The sequence below is a fragment of the Microbacterium sp. 22215 genome (assembly GCF_052045655.1).
GTDB classification, from domain to species: Bacteria; Actinomycetota; Actinomycetes; order Actinomycetales; family Microbacteriaceae; genus Microbacterium; species Microbacterium phyllosphaerae.
Genome location: NZ_JBQEPC010000001.1, coordinates 1 through 18,394 on the forward strand (window position 1 = coordinate 1; position 18,394 = coordinate 18,394).

Below are 18,394 nucleotides of genomic sequence, written 5' to 3' on the forward strand. Positions count from 1 at the left end.
CATCCCCGAGAGCAGTTGCCCCGCGAACTCGTGGAACTGCGCGGCCCTCGCGATCGTGAACGGCACCGCCCCGGACGGCCACTCCCGTAACTCGCACGACGACGTACGAACATGAGGGAATCATGAGCCTGAGGACAGGGTCCGAAACCGAGCTGGTGATCGTGCCGAAGAGCGCGCGGAAGGGGCACCGCCGGCCGCCCACTCCGCGCCGGCCCGGTCTGCTGAAGTTCGGCCACTGGTGGTGGGCACTGCCCGGCATCATCCTCGTCCTCGCGGTGCACTACGTCGCCACCACGATCGGTGGGTTCTTCGCCTTCACCGACTGGTCGGGCATCGGCTCCTTCGCGTGGATCGGATTCGACAACTTCGCCAGGATCTTCGGAGACCCGACGCAGATCGGCTCTCTGGGCAACACCCTGTTCCTGGCGTTCGTGTCGGTGATCCTCAGCAACATCGCGGGCCTCGCCCTGGCGCTCGGGCTGAATCGCGGTCTCAAGACCCGTTACGCACTGCGAGTGCTGTTCTTCATGCCTGTCGTGCTCAGCCCGCTTGCCGTCGCGTACGTGTGGAAGTTCATCTTCGACTACAACGGGCCGATCAACGCGTTCCTCCGGGCCCTCGGGTTCGACGAGTTCGCCCGTGCGTGGGTCGCCGACCCCATGTGGGCGATCTGGACGATCCTCGTCGTGGTCGTCTGGCAGAACATCGGCTTCGCGATGGTCATCTACATGGCGGGTCTCGCGGCCGTGCCGGTCGAGATCGAAGAGGCAGCGGCGATCGACGGCGCCAATCTCTGGCAGCGGTTCTGGCACGTGACGCTGCCCTCGATCCGCCCCGCCGTGGCTATCGCGACGACGCTCGGCCTCGTCAACGGACTCCGGATCTTCGACCAGATCATGGCGATGACCGGCGGGGGGCCGGCAGGCGCGACCGAGACCCTCGCCACCCAGGTGTACAAGGAATCCTTCGCACTCGGCAACTTCGGGTACGGTGCCGCGCTCGCGCTGCTTCTCACCGTGATCATCCTGGTGTTCGCCATCATCCAGCAGCGCCTGACCAACGGTCGCCCCGAGGAGGACTGACATGTTCCGCTACACGAAGCTCACTGCTCTGCGCGAGATCCTGATCTGGATCATCGCCATCGTCTTCCTGGCACCGTTCTACTTCCTCGTCACCACGGCGCTGAAGTCCGACCAGGAGGTCATCACCTCGTCGAATCTCGCTCCGCCGGCGAGCCTCGACTTCGGCAACTTCGTCGAGGTGCTCACGGCCCAGGGCAACTCGAACGTCGTGATGGGGTTGGTCAACAGCATCATCATCACCGCCGGCAGCATCCTGTGCCTCGTTCTCCTCGGGGCGATCACCGGCTACGTCATCTCGCGCAGCACCCGACGGTGGAGCCGCACCGCCTACATGCTGTTCCTGATCGCGATCGTGCTGCCGACGCAGCTCGGCACGGTTCCGCTCTACATCGGGGCTCGCACGATCGGGTTGACCGGGTCGTTGTGGGGGATGGTCATCCTCTACACGGGGATGTTGCTGCCGTTGTCGATCTTCCTGTACGCGGGGTTCTTCCGCAGTCTCGGCACCGAGTATGAGGAGGCGGCCACGATCGACGGCGCCTCGCGAACCCAGATCTTCTTCCGCATCGTCCTGCCTCTGATGTCGCCGGCGACGGGAACGGTGGCGATCCTCGCGGGATTGATCGTCTGGAACGACTTCTTCACCTCGCTGATCTTCCTCGGTGGTTCAGCCAACCAGACGCTGCCGGTCGCCATGTATTACTACATCGGCTCGCTGGTCTCGTCATGGAACAAGATCTTCGCGATCGTCATCGTGTCGATGATCCCGATCCTCGTGTTCTACCTTTTCGCGCAGAAGCGATTCATCCAGGGTTTCGCGGGCGGACTCAAAGGCTGACCCTCCGGGGTGCTCCCGCACTCACCGACCTTCACCGACCCTTCGCACCTTCTCCTCAGCACCGACATCCGTCGAGAAACGAGCATCATGTACCTTCTTGCGCCCAATATCGAGCTCCTCTTCACTGAGGCAGGCGACTATCACGACCGCGTCAGGGCCGCAGCGGCCGCGGGATTCACCGCCGTCGAGATGTGGGGCCCGACCGGCGTCGATGCCCCCGCGACCGCCAAGGACATCCCAGCGCTCAAGGCCGCACTCGAGGAGACCGGTGTGCAGCTGACAGCACAGCTGGCTGAGCCTCGCACGCAGTTCATGATTCCGCCGTGGGACCACACGGAGTTTTTCCGCAAGCTCGACGAGGGGGTCGAGATCGCCCACGCGCTCGGCACGCCTCGCCTCGTGGTCGGCAGTGGCACGGGATTCGGCGGCTGGAAGCGACAGGTTCAGCTCGACAAGCTGATCGAGATCTACCAGAAGGCCATCGCGCAGATCGACGGCTCCGGCCTCACCCTGGTGCTCGAGCCGGTGAACGTGCGCGTCGACCACCCGGGCTCGCTCCTCGACCGCACGGCCGAGGCGGTCTACGTCGCGCGCGGCGTCGATTCGGCGCACTTCGGCGTGCTCTACGACATCTACCACTCGACGGTCGAGGGAGAGGACATGGCTGCGGAGCTGGCGAACGCCGGCGACATCGTCAAGTACGTGCAGCTCGCCGACGCGCCCGGCCGCGGCGAGCCCGGCACCGGCTCTCTCGACTGGGCCGAGCGCTTCGGGATCCTCCGGTCGTCCGGATACGACGGGCCGATCGGTCTCGAGTACTACCCGCAGACCGCCTCCGAGGAGTCGGTCCGCCTCATCCGAGAGGTCGCGGCCACGGCATGAATGCGCGGCACTATCCCGCTTCGGCCGACGTCGTCATCGTCGGCAGCGGACCGAACGGCGCGGCATACGCCCGCATCCTGAGCGAGCTCGCTCCGGATGCCTCGATCGCGATGTTCGAGGTCGGTCCGACCGTGTCGAATCCGCCGGGTGCGCACGTGAAGAACATCGAGGATGCCGCGGAGCGTGCTCTCGCGCAGGCTCGGTCCGAAGGGCCGGGGGAGCGAGCGGCGACGATCTCGGATCCCGGTGCGGCGAAGTCCGGTCAGCGGCGTGGCCGCGCCGGAACCTACCTCCTCCCCGAGGGCTTCCGGGTCGAGGGTGAGGAGGGCATGCCGGTCGCCGCCTTCTCGAGCAACGTGGGCGGCATGGGCGCGCACTGGACCGCGGCATGCCCTCGGCCCTTCGACAGCGAGCGCATCGACTTCCTCGCCGACCTCGACGAACTGCTCGACGAGGCCGAGCGCCTCCTCGCCGTGACCACCGACGCCTTCGACGCCTCACCGTTCGCGACCATCGTTCGGGAGCGCCTCTCCGAGGCGGTCGACGCCCAGCGCGACCACGCGCACCGCGCACAGCGGATGCCGCTGGCCGTGCACCGTCGAGAGGACGGCCGCCTCGTGTGGTCCGGATCGGATGTGGTCTTCGGTGACGTCACCCGTGCGAACGCGAACTTCGCGCTCTACGACGAATCGCTGGTCACGCGTGTGCTCACCGACGGCGGACGCGCATCGGGAGTCGAGGTGCGTGATCTGCGCACCGATTCCGTGCACACCATCGCTGCCCGGTATGTGGTGGTGGCCGCCGACGGCCTTCGCACGCCGCAGGTGCTGTGGGCCTCCGGCATCCGTCCCCCGGCGCTCGGACGGATGCTGAACGATCAGACGCAGATCGTCTTCGCGTCGCGGCTGCGCGATGTGCAGACCGGCGACGCGGATGCGGTCGCGACCGCCGGGGCGCTGAGCGAGCAGAGCGGCGTCACCTGGGTGCCGTTCACTGACGAGATGCCCTTCCACGGCCAGATCATGCAGCTCGACGCCTCGCCCGTGCCGCTGGCCGACGACGATCCCGTCGTGCCGGGGTCGATCGTCGGGCTCGGTCTCTTCACGGCCAAAGAGCTGCAGTGGGAGGACAGGGTCGACTTCTCAGACGACGCGGTCGACGGCTACGGAATGCCTGCGATGACGATCCACTACACCCTCACTCCCCGCGACCACGCGGTCATGGAGCGCGCGCGAGAAGAACTCGTCCGCCTGGGTCGCGCGGTGGGGGATCCGCTCGATGAGCGTCCGTTCACGATGCCCGCCGGAGCCTCATTGCACTATCAGGGGAGCACGCGGATGGGGCTCACCGATGACGGTCGCAGCGTGTGCTCGCCCGACAGCGAGGTGTGGGGCGTGCCGGGTCTGTTCGTGGCAGGCAACAACGTCATCCCGACCTCGACCGCATGCAACCCCACGCTCACCTCGGTCGCGCTCGCGGTGCGAGGTGCTCGTCGGATCGCCGAGAACCTCGGCTGACCCTTGCTTATGTAGGAAAAACACATTAGTCTGTCAAAATAGTGACAAAGTAGTCAAGGAGAACACCTGTGATTCCCGATCGCATCATCGAGCAGGGCACCCTCGTCAACCGAGCCGACCGCGCCTCCGTCGAAGTCCGACTCCCCTGGTACCGCGCTCTGCCCGGCAGCTGCATCGCCGGCGCGAAGCTGACCGTCGACGGCATCGAGGCACCGAGCGAGTCACTCCGCTGGCGCATGAACGGCCGGGACTTCACATTCGAGGAGCTCTCGACCAACATCGACGAGTGGTGGTTCCCCGTCGACTCCGCCGAGCTCTCGGGCGATGTGCCGGTGTCGGGCGAGGGCGACCACGAGGTGCGCGTCGACCTCACGCTCTACATCCCGTACATCATCATCTCCGACTCCGAGACGTTGCACATCGAAGAGCACGACATCAAGACCATGAAGGCGGTGGCAGCATGACCTCTCTCGGCACGCCCATCCAGGGCGTCACGCTCTACAGCTACACCCGCGCCTTCCACGGTCGCGAGTACGATCTCGAGCAGCTGATCCGCAAGGTCGCCGCCGAGGGTCATGGGCCCGGACTCGAGATCATCGGCTTCTCCAGCTTCCGCGGCTTCCCGCACATCGACGACGCGTTCGCCGGCGGTTTCCGTGACCTCGTCGATGAGGTCGGCCTCGTCACGACATCGCTCGCGGTCAACGCCGATATCGGCATCCACCGTGATCGGATGCTCACTCAGCACGAGCTGATCGACTACATGACGCTGCAGATCAAGGCGGCAGCGAAGCTCGGTTTCCCCATCGCCCGCGTGCAGATCTCGATCACCCCGGACTCGATGGAGGCGCTTGCGCCGATCGCCGAGGAGCACGGTGTCACTCTCGCTCTCGAGGTGCACGCCGATCAGTACGCATCGCACCCGCGCATCCTCGCGCTCCGCGACCGCTACGAGAAGGTCGGCTCGCCGTTCCTCGGGTTCACGATGGACTGGGGAGCAACGGTCTCGGGTTTCGCGCCGTCGCTGATCGAAGCGTACCGTCGACGCGGCGCCTCGGAAGAGCTGCTCGGCAAGGTCGTCGATCTGTGGAACACCTACTACGAGCAGGGACCGCCCGAGGATCAGGCGGTCCACGGCCAGCGCTTCGGCTCGTTCATCGGCCTCGCCGCCCAGAACGGCCGCCCCGACCTCGGCATCGACTTCGGCATCAACGGCACGGGCCTGTTCGGTCCCGCCCGAGTCGACGACTGGCTCGAGATCATGCCGTGGGTGAAGCACGTGCACGGCAAGTTCTTCGGCATCGACGAGAACGGCGAAGAACCGTCGGTGCCCGTGCGCGACCTCATCACCCTGCTCGTCGAGAACGGCTACTCCGGTGCCGTTTCGAGTGAGTACGAAGGCTGGCACTGGAACCACTGGCAGAGCCCGTTCGACATCATCACCGGCGAGCAGGCCGTGCAGCGCTCGGCCGCCGAGAACGCCGGCAGCCGCATGATCACCGGCGCGGATGAGGCGCGGCGCGCTCTCGCCGCTCACCTCCCGCACGCTCTCACGAAGGGACTCCGCGCATGACCGACGGCATCGCCGGCACCGGCATCAAGCTGGGCATCACGCTCTACTCACTCACCTCCGAGTTCGCCGCGGGGTTGTACACACCCGAAACGCTCATCAAGGCAGCGGCCGATCACGGTCTCGGCCCCGGCATCGAGTTCAACATCGCTCAGATGTTGCGCACGTACCCCGACGTCGACGCCGAGTTCGTGCGGCTCTGGCGCGACAGCATGGATCGCTACGGTTTCGAGCCGAGCGCCATCGGCACGAACCTCGACATGGGTCGTCGCAAGGACCGCGACATGACGCCCGATGAGGAGCACGACTTCCTCGCCCGCCAGTTGAAGACCGCGCACACGCTCGGGTTCAAGAAGATCGTGATCCGCTCGCACGGCAAGGAGCTGCTGCGCAGCTTGCTTCCGCTCGCTGAGAAGTACGACCAGAAGCTCGGCTACGAGATCCATGCGCCATCGGGTCCGAACAACCCGCAGGTGCTGCAGATGCGCGAGATGTACGACGAGCTCCAGTCCGATCGTCTCGGGTTCACCGCCGACTTCTCGTCGACCATGCACTCGCTTTCGCCCACGCTGCTTCGCACCATGCGTCAGATGGGCATGCCCGAGGAGTACTTCGCCGTGATGGACGAGATCTGGCACGAGCCGACGCCCATGCACGTGCGCAACCAGAAGTTCGAGGACTTCCTGACGTCCGAGAACTTCGATTTCGCCCGCCTCGGCCCCTTCACGCGTCTGGCGTTCAACATGCACGGCCTCGTGCCGCCGGAGGAGTGGCTCGACATCATGCCGCAGATCTTCCACGTGCATGCCAAGTTCTACGACATCGGCCCCGACGGGGAGGAGCCGGCGATGGACATCCCGCGTATCGTGCGCCAGTTCGTCGAGGGCGGATATCAGGGGTATCTCTCGAGCGAGTGGGAGGGCCACGCGTTCTCCGACCTCGGTGAGAGCGACCCGATCGAACTCGTCAAGAAGCAGCACGACCTCATGCGTCGTGCGATCGAAGAGACCGCAGTCGCGGTCTGAATCGGAGTCACTGATGGCCACTCACAACTCCCTGTTCTCCGAGAAGGACGTCCGCCGTACCGACACCGGCATCGCCGTCTCGGTGCAGCTGCCCTGGTACCGCAGCCTCTGGCTCTCTGCCGTCGACGGCGTCGCCGCCACGGTGAACGGCGTCGCTATTCCGACCGAGTCGCTGCGCTTCGTGCTGGAGGGTCGCGCCTACCGCGTGGAAGAGCTTCCCGAACAGCACGAGACGCTGTGGTTCGTCGCTGAGCGCCCTGAGGTGCTCATCGACTTGGAGCAGGTGCCCGCTGTGGGCGAGAAGTTCACGGTCGAGGTCGTCCTGACGATGCGCCTGCTCTACATGCAGATCATGCCCGGTGTCGACGGCGGCCCCGGTCGCTACGTCACCAACCGGGTCCCCGTGCAGCGGGAAGTCGTGCTCGCATGACTCTGCGGGTGGCGATGATCGGCCATGGTTTCATGGGCGCGGCCCATTCGGTGGGATGGCGTCAGGCCCCCCGGGTATTCGCACTGCCGGACGACGTGGAGATGGCGGTGCTGGTCGGCCGCAACCCCACGACGGTCCGCGAAGCCGCTCAGCAGTGGGGCTGGGCCGAGTCGGCGACGGACTGGCGCGACGTCATCGCTCGTCCCGACATCGACATCGTCGACATCGTCACCCCGGGCGACTCGCACGCCGAGATCGCCATCGCTGCGCTGGACGCGGGCAAGCACGTGCTCTGCGAGAAGCCTCTCGCCAACACGGTCGAAGAGGCGGAGGCGATGGCGGCTGCCGCCGCGCGCGCCGCCGAGCACGGCATCACCTCGATGGTCGGGTTCACCTATCGTCGCGTACCCGCCGCCACCTTCCTGCGCGACCTCATCACGGAGGGTGTCGTCGGTCGCGTGCAGCAGGTGCGCGCGGCATATCGGCAGGACTGGCTGGTGGACCCGGAGATGCCGCTCGCCTGGCGGTTGCAGAAAGAGCACGCCGGTTCCGGTGCCCTCGGTGACATCGGCGCGCACATCATCGACCTGACGCAGTTCGTCACGGGGCAGACCGTCGAATCGGTCAGCGGAGTCGTCGAGACCATCGTGTCGCAGCGCCCGCTGAGTGGCGGCGGATCAGGCCTGAGCGGAACCGCGACCGAGGGGTACGGCGATGTCACCGTCGACGATCTGGCGCTGTTCGCCGGACGGCTCTCGGGCGGAGCGATCGTCTCTTTCGAAGCGACGCGCTTCGCAACGGGACGCAAGAACGCCCTGACGATCGAGGTCTCGGGTGACAAGGGGGCACTGGCCTTCGACCTCGAAGATCTCAACAGCCTGCAGTTCTACGATCGCACCGCGCCGAGCGATCGGCAGGGGTTCACGAAGATCCTGGTCACGGAGGCTGAGCATCCGTACGTCGGAGCGTGGTGGCCGGCCGGTCACATGCTCGGCTATGAGCATGGTTTCAGCCACCAGGTGGTCGACCTCGTTCGCGCAATCCATGACGGCACCTCACCGCATCCGAGTTTCGAGGAGGGGCTGGGAGTGCAGCGCGTGCTCGACGCCGTCGAGCGCAGTGCTGCCGCCGGTTCCGCCTGGGTCGGTGTCCTGGTCGATGCGCCGGTGGGCGCTCGCTGAGTATTCCGTTTCACGTTTCACGCCAGAAAACACAAGGGAGTCGTTCATGGCACGTCCGATCACGTTGTTCACCGGCCAGTGGGCCGATCTTCCGTTCGAAGAGGTCGCCCGTCTGGCGGGTGAGTGGGGATACGACGGACTCGAGATCGCCTGTTGGGGCGACCACATCGATGTGTCCCGTTGGGATGACGACGCGTACGTGCAGAGTCGCCTCGACATCCTCGAACGCAACGGGCTGCGCGTCTGGGCCATCTCGAATCACCTCACGGGCCAGGCGGTGTGCGACGACCCGATCGACCAGCGTCACCGTGACATCCTGTCCGACCGGGTGTGGGGCGACGGGGATCCGGAGGGCGTTCGTCAGCGCGCCGCGCAGGACCTGAAGGACACCGCACGCTTCGCCGCGAAACTCGGCGTCACCACCGTGAACGGTTTCACCGGATCGAGCATCTGGAAGGCCGTCGCGATGTTCCCGCCGGCGTCGGATGAGTACATCGCCGCGGGGTACCAGGACTTCGCCGATCGTTGGAATCCGATCCTTGACGTGTTCGAGGAGGTCGGCGTGCGGTTCGCTCTCGAAGTGCACCCCTCCGAGATCGCCTACGACTACTGGACCGCGAAGGCCACGCTCGAGGCGATCGGGCATCGCGCGAGCTTCGGCTTCAACTTCGATCCTTCCCACTTCGTGTGGCAGCAGCTCGACTCCGTCGCGTTCGTGCTCGACTTCGCCGACCACATCTTCCACGTGCACGTGAAGGAATCGATCACGAACCTCGACGGGCGCAACGGCGTGTTGGGGTCCCACCTCCCCTGGGCCAACCCACGCCGCGGGTGGACCTTCGTGTCGACCGGACACGGCGCAGTGACGTGGGAGCCGCTGTTCCGCGCGCTGAACGCGATCGGCTACGACGGACCCACGAGCGTCGAGTGGGAGGACGCCGGGATGGACCGTCTGGTCGGAGCGCCGGAGGCGCTCGCCTTCGTGCGCAAGCTCGCGGAGATCACTCCGCCGGCGGCGGCTTTCGACGCCGCCTTCTCGACCCAGGCCGAGGGGTGACCTGCGGATGAGCGATGTTCTGCAAGTCCTGATCCTCTCGGGGCACATGACCATCGAGCACGATAACGAGCACCGCAGCTTCCGCACGCACAACCAGTGGCTCACGACGCTGCTCGAAGACACCGGACGTTTCCGGGTGCGGGTCGTGGAGGATCCGCGAGGTCTGGGCTTCACGATGATCGACCGCTATGACGTCGTGATCGTCGTCTTCGAGGGGCGTGACGGTTACCACGACAGGGCCGTCGGGTTCGGAGCGGAGACGGATGCTGCGCTCCTGCGGTTCGTGCACGACGAGGGCAAGGGAATCGTCTGGTTCCATGGCTCTGCCGTGCAGGAGGACGACTGGGGCTACCCGGAGGAGTACAACGTCATGCGTGGCGCGAAGCTCAGCGTGCCCACCGGCATCCGCCCACGCCCCTGGGGTGAGGCGGTGCTGAAGACGGTCGAGCCGCGTCATGGGATCACCGAGGGCATCAACGAGACGTGGACCGTAACCGGGGATGACATCCTCGTCGGCGTCGAACTGTACGACGGCGCGCGGGTGCTGCTGACGACCTTCGATGACCTGGAGTCGTACCAGAGTGCTCCTGTCTGGCCGATGTCTCACTATCCGGTCGCGATCCCCGCCGAGGGCATCGCAGGGCTGCCTGGCGTCGACACGGATCAGCCCATCGCCTGGATCAACGAGTACGGTGCCGGACGCTCCTTCACCATCACCATCGGGCACGACATCGATACGTTCCGGCGCATCGAATTCATCCGGATGTTTCCGCGCGGGGTCGAGTGGGCCGCTACCGGGGAGATCACGCTCGAGGGGCCGGATCGTCGGGGCGAACGCCGCTTCCTCCCGTGGCCGTACTACAACCACAAGGGCTGAGCGCCACTTCGCCACGGCGGGAAGAGGCGGCACCCTCGCTGAGGGCTGATCCGGCCAACGCCATGTGCGCCCGCGTCATGACCGCAGCGTCGTCATCGAGCCACTCCAGGCCACCCCACTCGCTCGTGAAGGTGCCGGTGAAGTCGCTGTTCGCGAGCTCCGCGCCGAGATCGTGGATCGGTGCCGACACCCGTCCGTCGGCGTCGTCGAGGTCCCAGAACTTGAGGTGGAACGCCCCGACGAACGGCAGCACATCGCGCAGTTCTCGGACGTCGGAGCGTCCGAAGCGCACGAGCAGGTTCATGTACAGCGTGTGGATCGGACCGGGCACGCCGCCCCCGCGGAGAAGCGCCATCACCGCGTCGTGGGTCGCGGGATCGCGCCAGGCATCGGTCAGCTGCGTCATCAGCTCGGGCGGCACCCCGGCCGCAGCCAGTCGTTCCAAGTAGGACGGCGGAAGGGCGCGCATGAGCATGCTGATGTCGATCAGCACGCGCACATGCGGGTCGTCGATCGCGGCGATCGCGTCGTACACCGCCGGATCGGCGGCCGGTGTCTGGCGTCCCTGAGCCTCCTCGAAGAGCACCAGATCGAGCTCATGGAGATGGGGGAGCAGGCGATTCGTCAGCCCGGGGCCTGCCTGGCCGATCGGCAGGCGCACACCGGTCGCCCCGAGGCGATGAGCGGCACGCAGCTGAGGGAGGAGGAATGTGAACCGCTCGGCGTCGGTGCGGCGGCGCGCGGGGAGGTCCCAGTCGTCGATGCTCGCGCCGACGATGCTCACGCGACCGCCGACGGCTGCGAGCGCGTCGCGCAGCCCCTCGGCCTCCGCGTCAGAGGTGAGCGGGAACGATCGCCACAGTTGGCCGAGTTCGACCTCGATCACGGGTGCGACGCCGGTCGACACGATGTCGACAGCGATATCGGTCGCGGAGCGCTCGGCTCTCACAGCGGATGACGTCCAATTGAAGGCGCTGGCCGAGAGGGTCCAGCCGGCCGGAAGGGAAGGGTTCATGGATTCAACTCCGATTCAGGCGGCATCGCGGGCGACGTCGGTTGCAGGCGCCACCGTGTCCGTGTCGAGTTCACGGCTGACGAGGAAGGGGAGGACGAGCGGGCCGTCGGGCCCCACCTGCAGGTAGGGGACCGCGAGTCGGAAAGCGACGCGGACTTCGTGAGTCCCCGCGGCGAGCTGACGGTCGACGTGCAGAGCCACGCGATCCTGCACGAACCACCATCCCGGTTCCTCGGCGAGATCCGAGAACGGGATCAGGCGCTCTCCGACAGAGATCGCCTCCAAGGGGATGTCCTCTCCATCGACCTCCACCGACAGGTCCGTCAGGGCGGCCAACGGCAGTGAGCGGATCCACGGCAATGAGAGGCGCACCACGTATCCGGTCGTGGTGAGGGTCAGCGCGTCGTCGCGCAGCGCCTCAAGCACCGGGGCCGCCGCCCGCGGTCGGACGGACGGGCAACGAACGAGCCCACGCGGGGAACGGGTTGTGTGTCATCAGTGACACCCTCCTTCAACTTCAGAACAAAAGATACACGCTTATGTCTGAATCTGGAAGAAGTCGAGACGGCTAGTCGACCGCCCTGAAGCGTGAGACCGTCGGGCGTCCGTCGGCGAACCATCGGGGGAAGGTGCCATCGAAGAGTTCTTCGCGTGCGAGTGCGGCCCCACCGCGCAGGGGCTCCTTCGGATCGTTCGGCGAGTTGACCACCGAGAGGTCTCTCGTCGCGAGGGGGAGGGACAGCTCGTACACCCGCTGTCTCACTTCGGCGAGGAAGAGCTCCCCGGCTGAAGCCACCGCTCCGCCGATCACGATGACGCTCGGGTTGAAGACGTTCACGAGAGTCGCGATGGATTCCCCGACCACTCGGGCGGACTGTTGGATGAGCGAGATGCTGAGTGCGTCTCCTGCGCCTGCCGCCACCGAGATCACTTCGGGGGTGATCCGCCCTCCGGCGGCGACCGTCTCGGTGAGGGCGCTGACGGTGCCGTCGGCGAGTGCGGCCTCCGCATCGCGCACGAGCGCCCACCCTCCGGCCACGGCCTCAAGGCAACCGACCTTGCCGCAGCGGCAGAGGGCTTCGGAGTCACGCACGCGCACGTGACCGATGTCTCCCGCAGCGCCGTTGGCGCCCCGGTGCACACGTCCGCGGGAGAGCAGGCCGGCGCCGATCCCGGACCCGATCTTGCAGTAGATCAAGTCGACACCGTCGTCAGCTCGGCGTTCGCGCTCGCTGAAGGCGAGGATGTTGACGTCGTTGTCCACCCAGGTGGCGGCGTCGTAACGCTCCTCGAAGCGCCCTCGGATATCGAAGCCGTTCCATCCTGGCATGATGGGCGGCGCGACCGGGCGACCGGTCGCGAAGTCCACGGGCCCGGGAACGCCGACCGTGATCGCCCACACGGGCGTGGCCGGGTGTCGGGCGAGGAGATCGTCGATCATCGTCATCGCGGTCTCGAGGGTCGCTTCAGGCCCCCTGGCGATGTCCCAGGCCACGTGGGTGTCGTCCCGCGTCTCGCCGTCGAGGTCGGCTATGCCGACGTGGATGTGCAGGGCTCCGAGAGCGCAGACCACGATGAGTCCCTGCTCCGCCCGGAAGCGGAGGGTGCGCGGCGCGCGTCCGCCCGAGGACGGTGCGTACTCGCCGTCCTCCAGGAAGCCGGCGGCGATGGCGTGATCGACCCGCTGAGCTACGACCCCGCGTCCGAGTCCCGTCAATCTGCCGATCTCCGGCCTGGTCAGGGCTTCGCCGGTGCGGACGAGGTTGACGATCCGGAGCAGGCTCGTCACCTCGTCGGTCTGAGCGCCGAAGCGGAGGGTGGACTCGCGTGACATCTGGCGATTTTCGCACAAGATCCACCGGTTTCCGCGTTCATCGACGGTCTATTGTCGTTCGGGTCCACACTTAGGTACTGTTCGAACCAAAGATGCGGAGGATTTCATGCACAAAGGTGTCGGAATCATCGGCGCAGGCCCCGGAGTATCAGCGCTGCACCTGCCCACACTGGACCGGATGACGGAGCTCTTCCGCGTCGTCCACATCGCCGACGCCGGAAGCGGACGCGCGGAAGCGCTGGCGGGGCGGACGGACGCCGCCTGGTCCAGGGGCATGGACGATCTCCTCGCGGATCCGACGGTGGAGATCGTCGCGATCTGCAGCTCGCCGGAGCATCACGCCCGCCAGGTCCTCGCGGCAGTGGCGGCCGGAAAGCGAGCGATCCTGTGTGAGAAGCCGCTCGCGCTCACCCATGAGGATGCATCCGCCGTGATCGAGGCCTGCAGGGAGTCCGGCACAGCACTCGTCGTCGGGACGAACCACCTCTTCGACCCGGCCTGGGGGCGTGCCCGCCATCACATCGCACGACAGAACGCCTCCGTGCGAGCCATCTCGATCACCGTCTCCCTGCCCCCGAACGGCCGCTACCACGACGTCGTGACGGAATCCCTGCCCGGCGCGGCGCCCGCTCGCCCGGCACCGGACTGGCGTGATGTGGACTTCGCCTCGGCGGTCGTACGACAGCTGGTGCTGGGGCTCGGCATCCATGACCTCCCCTTGCTGCGTGACCTCGCACCCCGCATCGACCGGGTCGTGTTCGCGCGTCCCGTCGCGCCGATCGGCTATTGCATCGGGCTCATCTCCGGCGACGTGATCATCCGTCTCACGGCCGTCATGGTGCCGGAAGGAGCCGACGCGCTGTGGCGATTCTCGGTGTCCACGGCTCGAGATCTCATCGACGTCGAGTTCCCCCCGCCCTTCGTGCACGATGGCAGCGCGCGAGCGCGTGTGCGGCACGTGGACGGTGGGGTGTCCGAGTATTCGAGTATCCCGGAGGACGGATACCTCGCCGAGTGGAAGGCGCTCGCAACCGCGCGCGCCGGAGTGGAGGCGGTCGAGTACGACGAACTCCTCGCCGACGCGCAGTATGCGATCGATCTGGCTGATGCGGCCGCTGAGGCCGTGCGGGAGGGGTGGACGTCATGATCGGGATCTGTGGAGCCACCGGAGGCTATCGGGTCGCGGTCGCGGAGCTGCCGATGAGCGTCTCGCCGGCGACGGCGAGTCAGGACGCCGTCGTGATCGTGAAAGGCTCCCACGGTTGGGCCGAGCGTGCGATCTCGGCTCTGCGCGAGGGCGCGGTCGGCATCGTGGTCGCAGACCCGGGCGAGGAGGATGACAAGGTCGTCGCTGAGCTGGCGGCTGTCGCCGGACGTGCGCCGGTGGTGCTGGACAGGCCACGGATGCGAGCCGATGTCGTCGCAGATGCCGGGGTCACGGCGGCGGCGCGGTATCTGGCGGCGGATGCGGCCGCTGATGTGGCATCCTTCCGTGCCGTCGTCCGTGATGCCGTGGGGTGGCTTCGAGTCGTCGCGGGCGGCCCGCTGACACTGCGTTCCCGGGCGGTCTCCGCCCACGGAGTGCTCGCTCTGCTGGACGAAGCAGCGACAGGTCGCGCAGCGGTGGTGACGGTGTCGCTGCTCGCGGGTCGCGGGGGATCGCGCCTGCGTGTGCAGGCGGCTGGGGAGACGCGCACAGAGGTCGAGCTCGATGATGCCGCCGACGTCGCCGTGGTCGAGGTCTCCACGATCGAGGGCGCGCTCCGGCTCCCGCGGCGTCGGGAGTCGCATGAGCGGCTCGCGTTGCGGGGTGCGATCTCCGCGCTGACGGGAGGGCGCCCGGTCGATGATCTGGAGGCTTTCCGGCACGACGCGGCGCTCGCTCTGCGGCTGCTCTCGTCGTCGGATAACTGAGGCTGATCCCCGGTATAGCAATCAGGGGATTCCTGAATTGCTCGATTCCGACAAAAGTAGAGCGCGGGGCAGGTCCCAGAGCCCCCACGAAAGGATCGAAGATGATCAAACTGCTCTCTCATCTCTCGTACGTGGCGATCACCACGCCCGACGTCGAGGCGTCCGTCGAGTTCTACAAGTCCCAGGTCGGTCTCACGGAGGTCGCCCGCGAGGACGGCCGCGTGTACCTGCGCTGCTGGGGTGACTACTACGCCTACTCGGTCGTGGTCGTGCCGGGCGACGAGCCCACGCTCGAGACCATGGCATGGCGCACATCGAGTGCCGAAGCGCTCGAAGAGGCCGCGAAGCGCGTCGAGGCCGCCGGCATCCGCGGCGAATGGATCGACGGCTTCAAGATCGGACGCGCCTACCGTTTCATCGGTCCGTTCGGGCACGACATGACCCTGCACTGGGATGTCGAGCGACACTCGGCGTCGAGCGATGCCGCCTCGATCTACCCCGACCGCCCGGAGAAGCGCAGCAACATCGCCGGAGCACCTCGTCAGCTCGACCACGTGACCGTCGCGACCAGCGATGTCGACGCCTTCGTGAAGTGGTACGTCGATGTGCTCGGATTCCGCTTCATGGCCCGCACGGTGCTCGACGAGGCGCCCATCTCGGTGTTCTCCGTGCTCACCACGAACGAGAAATCGCATGATCTCGGCGTCGTGCTCGACGGATCCACTCGTGCCGGTCGGGTCAATCACTACGCCTTCTGGGTCGACACCCGCGAGGAGCTGCTGATCGCCGCGGACACCCTCATGGAGAACGGCGTCCCGATCGAGTACGGCCCCAACATCCACGGCATCGGGGAGCAGACGTTCCTCTACTACCGTGAGCCGTCTACTCTGCGCATCGAGCTGAACACCGGCGGATACCGCAACTACGTGCCGGACTGGGAGGCCAACACCTGGAAGCCCTCGCTCGGCTCGAACAACTTCTACCGCAACGGCGCGATGCCGATGTCGATGACGGAGTCGTTCCCGCCCGCGGACGGCCCCTCGGCCACCGAGGAGGGTGTGCCCGACGAGATCAAGGAAGCGCTCTTCAACCCGTACGCCAAGCACGGACAGGGCTGAGACCCGAGAGCGGGCGCCGACGACGGTGCCCGCTCTCGCTCCACTTCCGCAGACACGACCGCAGCAGATACAGAGGACCACTCATGACGACGACGTCAGCAGGGCTGCACGCCCCCTTCGCACTCGCCCGTTACCGTGACGGCGAAGCCATCCGTATCGGCCTGGTCACAGACGACGTGATCCGCCCACTGTCGGACCAGGAGATCGGCGGTCACGGCCTCAACGGGTTCCTCTCCTCGCCTGACTGGGAGAGCCTTGCGACACTGGTCGGCACGGGCGAGAGCATCCCGCTGCGCGACGTGGTCCTGACTGCCCCCATCGAACCGCGCCAGGTGCTGCAGACGGGGGCGAACTACCGCGAGCACGTCATCCAGCTCGTCGCCGCCGGACTCACCCAGAACACGGACCGCACGCCGGAGGAGGCGCGGACCTTCGCCGCGGAGATGATGGATCGTCGCAAGGCGGAGGGGGAGCCGTACTTCTTCATCGGCCTGCCTGCCTGCGTCGTCGGCGACGATGTACCGCTGGCGCTACCGTCGTACAGCGATGTGCACGACTGGGAGCTCGAACTCGCCGTCGTGATCGGCCGCGAAGCGTTCCAGGTCAGCCGTGATGACGCGCTCGACCACGTCGCCGGCTACACGATCGTGAATGACATCACCACCCGGGATCTGGTGTTCCGCAAGGACATGAAGGAGATCGGCACCGACTGGTATCGCGCGAAGAACGCTCCGGGCTTTCTGCCGACCGGTCCGTTCCTGGTGCCTGCACCCTTCGTGGATCCTGCTGACCTCACTCTCCGATTGGAGCTCAACGGCGAGGTCATGCAGGATGCCTCGACCGACGACCTCCTGTTCGACGTGCCCGCTCTGATCTCGGGTGCATCTCAGACGATGCCGCTGCTGCCGGGTGATGTTCTGCTCACCGGCAGCCCGGCGGGCAACGGCCAGCATTGGAAGCGTTTCCTGCGCGACGGCGATGTCATGACCGCGTCGATCAACGGTCTGGGCACGCAGGTCGTCCGCTGCATCGCGGGACCGACACGATGACCGCGCACGGCGAGAGCCCTGCCGATCTGGACCGCTCCGACCCTGAGGGCGAGATCGACGCCAGAGCGGAGCGATACCGCAACTGGGGGCGCTGGGGCGCTGACGATGTGCTCGGCACCCTCAACTTCATCGACGCGGCCAAGCGCGTCGATGCGGCCGCGCTCGTGCGCGACGGCGTGGTCTTCTCCCTCGCCCAGGCCTTCGACACCGATGGCCCCCAGAAGGGCTGGCGCCGTCGGACCAACCCCGTGCACACCATGACCGACACCGGGGTGGACGCGGAGCGCGGGAACCAGGGCTTCCCTCACGGGATCGGCGGTGCCGACGACGTGATCGCGATGCCGTTGCAGTGCTCGACTCAGTGGGACGGGCTCGGCCACATCTTCGACCACGGGAGCGCGTGGAACGGTCGCAGGGCTGGCGATGTCGTGACCAGCGAGGGCGACCTCGTGACCGGCATCGAGCATGCTGCGTCGGTCATCGTCTCGCGCGGAGTCCTACTCGACGTCGGTCGCCATCTGGTCCCCGACACCGGTGAGCTTCCCGACGGCTACGCGATCACTGTCGCGGACCTCGAGGCGACCATCGCCGCGCAGGGAGACTCGAGCACCGTCGGTCGTGGCGACATCGTCGTCGTCCGCACGGGGCAGTACGCGCGCACCCGCCGCGAGGGCTGGGGCGATTACGCGGGAGGCGCCGCGCCAGGTCTCTCCCTCACGACCGCCGGGTGGTTGCACCGCTCGGAGATCGCCGCGATCGCGACGGACACCTGGGGATTCGAGGTGCGGCCGAACGAGTTCGACGTGCCGGCGTTCCAACCCCTCCACCAGGTCGTGATCCCCAACATCGGGCTCACGATCGGCGAGATGTGGAACCTCGAAGCGCTGGCCGAGTCCTGTGCCGCACGGAGCCGATGGGACTTCCTGCTGTCCGCCGCGCCGCTGCCGATCACAGGGGCCGTCGGTTCGCCGATCAACCCGGTCGCCATCCTCTGACCCGACGCAC

19 protein-coding genes are annotated in these 18,394 nt (G+C 66.8%); 16 read left to right on the top strand and 3 right to left on the bottom strand.

Going from position 1 to position 18,394, the window contains the following annotated elements; genetic code table 11:
• Positions 1-122 precede the first annotated feature (122 nt).
• The 11 genes from ACTJKH_RS00005 to ACTJKH_RS00055 all read left to right on the top strand — a co-directional run bounded on the left by ACTJKH_RS00005 (position 123) and on the right by ACTJKH_RS00055 (position 10,459).
• Positions 123-1,082 (top strand): carbohydrate ABC transporter permease, encoded by a 960-nt coding sequence (locus ACTJKH_RS00005; RefSeq protein ID WP_440735267.1) that lies wholly within the window; start codon positions 123-125, stop codon positions 1,080-1,082.
• Between the two features lies 1 nt (position 1,083).
• Positions 1,084-1,920, top strand: a complete 837-nt coding sequence (locus tag ACTJKH_RS00010) for a carbohydrate ABC transporter permease (RefSeq protein ID WP_440735268.1) — start codon at positions 1,084-1,086, stop codon at positions 1,918-1,920.
• Between the two features lie 87 nt (positions 1,921-2,007).
• On the top strand, positions 2,008-2,802 hold the full coding sequence (locus ACTJKH_RS00015) for a TIM barrel protein (RefSeq protein WP_440735269.1): 795 nt from the start codon (positions 2,008-2,010) through the stop codon (positions 2,800-2,802).
• Complete coding sequence (locus ACTJKH_RS00020) at positions 2,799-4,319, top strand: GMC oxidoreductase (protein ID WP_440735270.1); 1,521 nt, start codon at positions 2,799-2,801, stop codon at positions 4,317-4,319. The genes ACTJKH_RS00015 and ACTJKH_RS00020 overlap by 4 nt, the downstream gene beginning before the upstream one ends.
• 68 nt (positions 4,320-4,387) lie before the next feature.
• Complete coding sequence (locus tag ACTJKH_RS00025) at positions 4,388-4,783, top strand: C-glycoside deglycosidase beta subunit domain-containing protein (RefSeq protein ID WP_440735271.1); 396 nt, start codon at positions 4,388-4,390, stop codon at positions 4,781-4,783.
• Positions 4,780-5,892, top strand: a complete 1,113-nt coding sequence (locus tag ACTJKH_RS00030; protein ID WP_440735272.1) for a sugar phosphate isomerase/epimerase family protein — start codon at positions 4,780-4,782, stop codon at positions 5,890-5,892. The genes ACTJKH_RS00025 and ACTJKH_RS00030 overlap by 4 nt, the downstream gene beginning before the upstream one ends.
• Entirely contained in the window at positions 5,889-6,914 is a 1,026-nt protein-coding gene (locus ACTJKH_RS00035) for a sugar phosphate isomerase/epimerase family protein (RefSeq protein ID WP_440735273.1), read from the top strand. The genes ACTJKH_RS00030 and ACTJKH_RS00035 overlap by 4 nt, the downstream gene beginning before the upstream one ends.
• Positions 6,915-6,927: 13 nt before the next feature.
• Positions 6,928-7,344, top strand: a complete 417-nt coding sequence (locus ACTJKH_RS00040) for a C-glycoside deglycosidase beta subunit domain-containing protein (protein WP_440735274.1) — start codon at positions 6,928-6,930, stop codon at positions 7,342-7,344.
• Positions 7,341-8,525: a Gfo/Idh/MocA family protein gene (locus ACTJKH_RS00045; protein WP_440735275.1), complete on the top strand. Its 1,185-nt coding sequence runs from the start codon at positions 7,341-7,343 to the stop codon at positions 8,523-8,525. The genes ACTJKH_RS00040 and ACTJKH_RS00045 overlap by 4 nt, the downstream gene beginning before the upstream one ends.
• 46 nt (positions 8,526-8,571) lie before the next feature.
• The gene (locus ACTJKH_RS00050; protein WP_440735276.1) at positions 8,572-9,582 is read left to right on the top strand and encodes a sugar phosphate isomerase/epimerase family protein; all 1,011 of its coding nucleotides are present in this window, start codon (positions 8,572-8,574) and stop codon (positions 9,580-9,582) included.
• A 7-nt stretch (positions 9,583-9,589) separates the two neighbouring features.
• Positions 9,590-10,459: a ThuA domain-containing protein gene (locus ACTJKH_RS00055; protein ID WP_440735277.1), complete on the top strand. Its 870-nt coding sequence runs from the start codon at positions 9,590-9,592 to the stop codon at positions 10,457-10,459.
• On the opposite strand, the gene ACTJKH_RS00060 is transcribed toward ACTJKH_RS00055, so the two are convergent.
• The 3 genes from ACTJKH_RS00060 to ACTJKH_RS00070 all read right to left on the bottom strand — a co-directional run bounded on the left by ACTJKH_RS00060 (position 10,386) and on the right by ACTJKH_RS00070 (position 13,308).
• A complete protein-coding gene (locus ACTJKH_RS00060; protein ID WP_440735278.1) occupies positions 10,386-11,474 on the bottom strand; it encodes a restriction endonuclease subunit R in 1,089 nt (362 codons plus the stop codon). The two genes, ACTJKH_RS00055 and ACTJKH_RS00060, sit on opposite strands and share 74 nt — an antisense overlap.
• A gap of 15 nt (positions 11,475-11,489) precedes the next feature.
• Positions 11,490-11,900, bottom strand: coding sequence for a C-glycoside deglycosidase beta subunit domain-containing protein (locus ACTJKH_RS00065; RefSeq protein ID WP_440735279.1), 411 nt, complete (start codon positions 11,898-11,900; stop codon positions 11,490-11,492).
• Between the two features lie 142 nt (positions 11,901-12,042).
• On the bottom strand, positions 12,043-13,308 hold the full coding sequence (locus tag ACTJKH_RS00070) for an ROK family protein (RefSeq protein ID WP_440735280.1): 1,266 nt from the start codon (positions 13,306-13,308) through the stop codon (positions 12,043-12,045).
• Between the two features lie 106 nt (positions 13,309-13,414).
• Here ACTJKH_RS00070 and ACTJKH_RS00075 point away from each other — a divergent pair, with 106 nt between their 5' ends.
• From ACTJKH_RS00075 to ACTJKH_RS00095, 5 genes are all read left to right on the top strand, one after another.
• On the top strand, positions 13,415-14,455 hold the full coding sequence (locus tag ACTJKH_RS00075; RefSeq protein ID WP_440735281.1) for a Gfo/Idh/MocA family protein: 1,041 nt from the start codon (positions 13,415-13,417) through the stop codon (positions 14,453-14,455).
• The gene (locus ACTJKH_RS00080; RefSeq protein WP_440735282.1) at positions 14,452-15,222 is read left to right on the top strand and encodes a hypothetical protein; all 771 of its coding nucleotides are present in this window, start codon (positions 14,452-14,454) and stop codon (positions 15,220-15,222) included. Before ACTJKH_RS00075 ends, ACTJKH_RS00080 begins: the two co-directional genes overlap by 4 nt.
• 101 nt (positions 15,223-15,323) lie before the next feature.
• Positions 15,324-16,340: a VOC family protein gene (locus ACTJKH_RS00085; RefSeq protein ID WP_440735283.1), complete on the top strand. Its 1,017-nt coding sequence runs from the start codon at positions 15,324-15,326 to the stop codon at positions 16,338-16,340.
• An 83-nt stretch (positions 16,341-16,423) separates the two neighbouring features.
• Complete coding sequence (locus ACTJKH_RS00090) at positions 16,424-17,389, top strand: fumarylacetoacetate hydrolase family protein (RefSeq protein ID WP_440735284.1); 966 nt, start codon at positions 16,424-16,426, stop codon at positions 17,387-17,389.
• A complete protein-coding gene (locus ACTJKH_RS00095) occupies positions 17,386-18,384 on the top strand; it encodes a cyclase family protein (protein WP_440735285.1) in 999 nt (332 codons plus the stop codon). Before ACTJKH_RS00090 ends, ACTJKH_RS00095 begins: the two co-directional genes overlap by 4 nt.
• The last annotated feature ends 10 nt before the right edge of the window (positions 18,385-18,394 follow it).

What these genes read in the sequence shown, in the direction of transcription:
- ACTJKH_RS00045 (WP_440735275.1), top strand. Translation starts at nt 7,341, where the DNA reads ATGACTCTGCGGGTGGCGATGATCGGCCATGGTTTCATGGGCGCGGCC.
- ACTJKH_RS00085 (WP_440735283.1), top strand. Translation starts at nt 15,324, where the DNA reads ATGATCAAACTGCTCTCTCATCTCTCGTACGTGGCGATCACCACGCCC.
- ACTJKH_RS00095 (WP_440735285.1), top strand. Translation starts at nt 17,386, where the DNA reads ATGACCGCGCACGGCGAGAGCCCTGCCGATCTGGACCGCTCCGACCCT.
- ACTJKH_RS00055 (WP_440735277.1), top strand. Translation starts at nt 9,590, where the DNA reads ATGAGCGATGTTCTGCAAGTCCTGATCCTCTCGGGGCACATGACCATC.
- ACTJKH_RS00005 (WP_440735267.1), top strand. Translation starts at nt 123, where the DNA reads ATGAGCCTGAGGACAGGGTCCGAAACCGAGCTGGTGATCGTGCCGAAG.
- ACTJKH_RS00010 (WP_440735268.1), top strand. Translation starts at nt 1,084, where the DNA reads ATGTTCCGCTACACGAAGCTCACTGCTCTGCGCGAGATCCTGATCTGG.
- ACTJKH_RS00050 (WP_440735276.1), top strand. Translation starts at nt 8,572, where the DNA reads ATGGCACGTCCGATCACGTTGTTCACCGGCCAGTGGGCCGATCTTCCG.
- ACTJKH_RS00080 (WP_440735282.1), top strand. Translation starts at nt 14,452, where the DNA reads ATGATCGGGATCTGTGGAGCCACCGGAGGCTATCGGGTCGCGGTCGCG.
- ACTJKH_RS00070 (WP_440735280.1), bottom strand. Translation starts at nt 13,308, where the DNA reads ATGTCACGCGAGTCCACCCTCCGCTTCGGCGCTCAGACCGACGAGGTG.
- ACTJKH_RS00020 (WP_440735270.1), top strand. Translation starts at nt 2,799, where the DNA reads ATGAATGCGCGGCACTATCCCGCTTCGGCCGACGTCGTCATCGTCGGC.
- ACTJKH_RS00090 (WP_440735284.1), top strand. Translation starts at nt 16,424, where the DNA reads ATGACGACGACGTCAGCAGGGCTGCACGCCCCCTTCGCACTCGCCCGT.
- ACTJKH_RS00040 (WP_440735274.1), top strand. Translation starts at nt 6,928, where the DNA reads ATGGCCACTCACAACTCCCTGTTCTCCGAGAAGGACGTCCGCCGTACC.
- ACTJKH_RS00060 (WP_440735278.1), bottom strand. Translation starts at nt 11,474, where the DNA reads ATGAACCCTTCCCTTCCGGCCGGCTGGACCCTCTCGGCCAGCGCCTTC.
- ACTJKH_RS00015 (WP_440735269.1), top strand. Translation starts at nt 2,008, where the DNA reads ATGTACCTTCTTGCGCCCAATATCGAGCTCCTCTTCACTGAGGCAGGC.
- ACTJKH_RS00075 (WP_440735281.1), top strand. Translation starts at nt 13,415, where the DNA reads ATGCACAAAGGTGTCGGAATCATCGGCGCAGGCCCCGGAGTATCAGCG.
- ACTJKH_RS00035 (WP_440735273.1), top strand. Translation starts at nt 5,889, where the DNA reads ATGACCGACGGCATCGCCGGCACCGGCATCAAGCTGGGCATCACGCTC.
- ACTJKH_RS00030 (WP_440735272.1), top strand. Translation starts at nt 4,780, where the DNA reads ATGACCTCTCTCGGCACGCCCATCCAGGGCGTCACGCTCTACAGCTAC.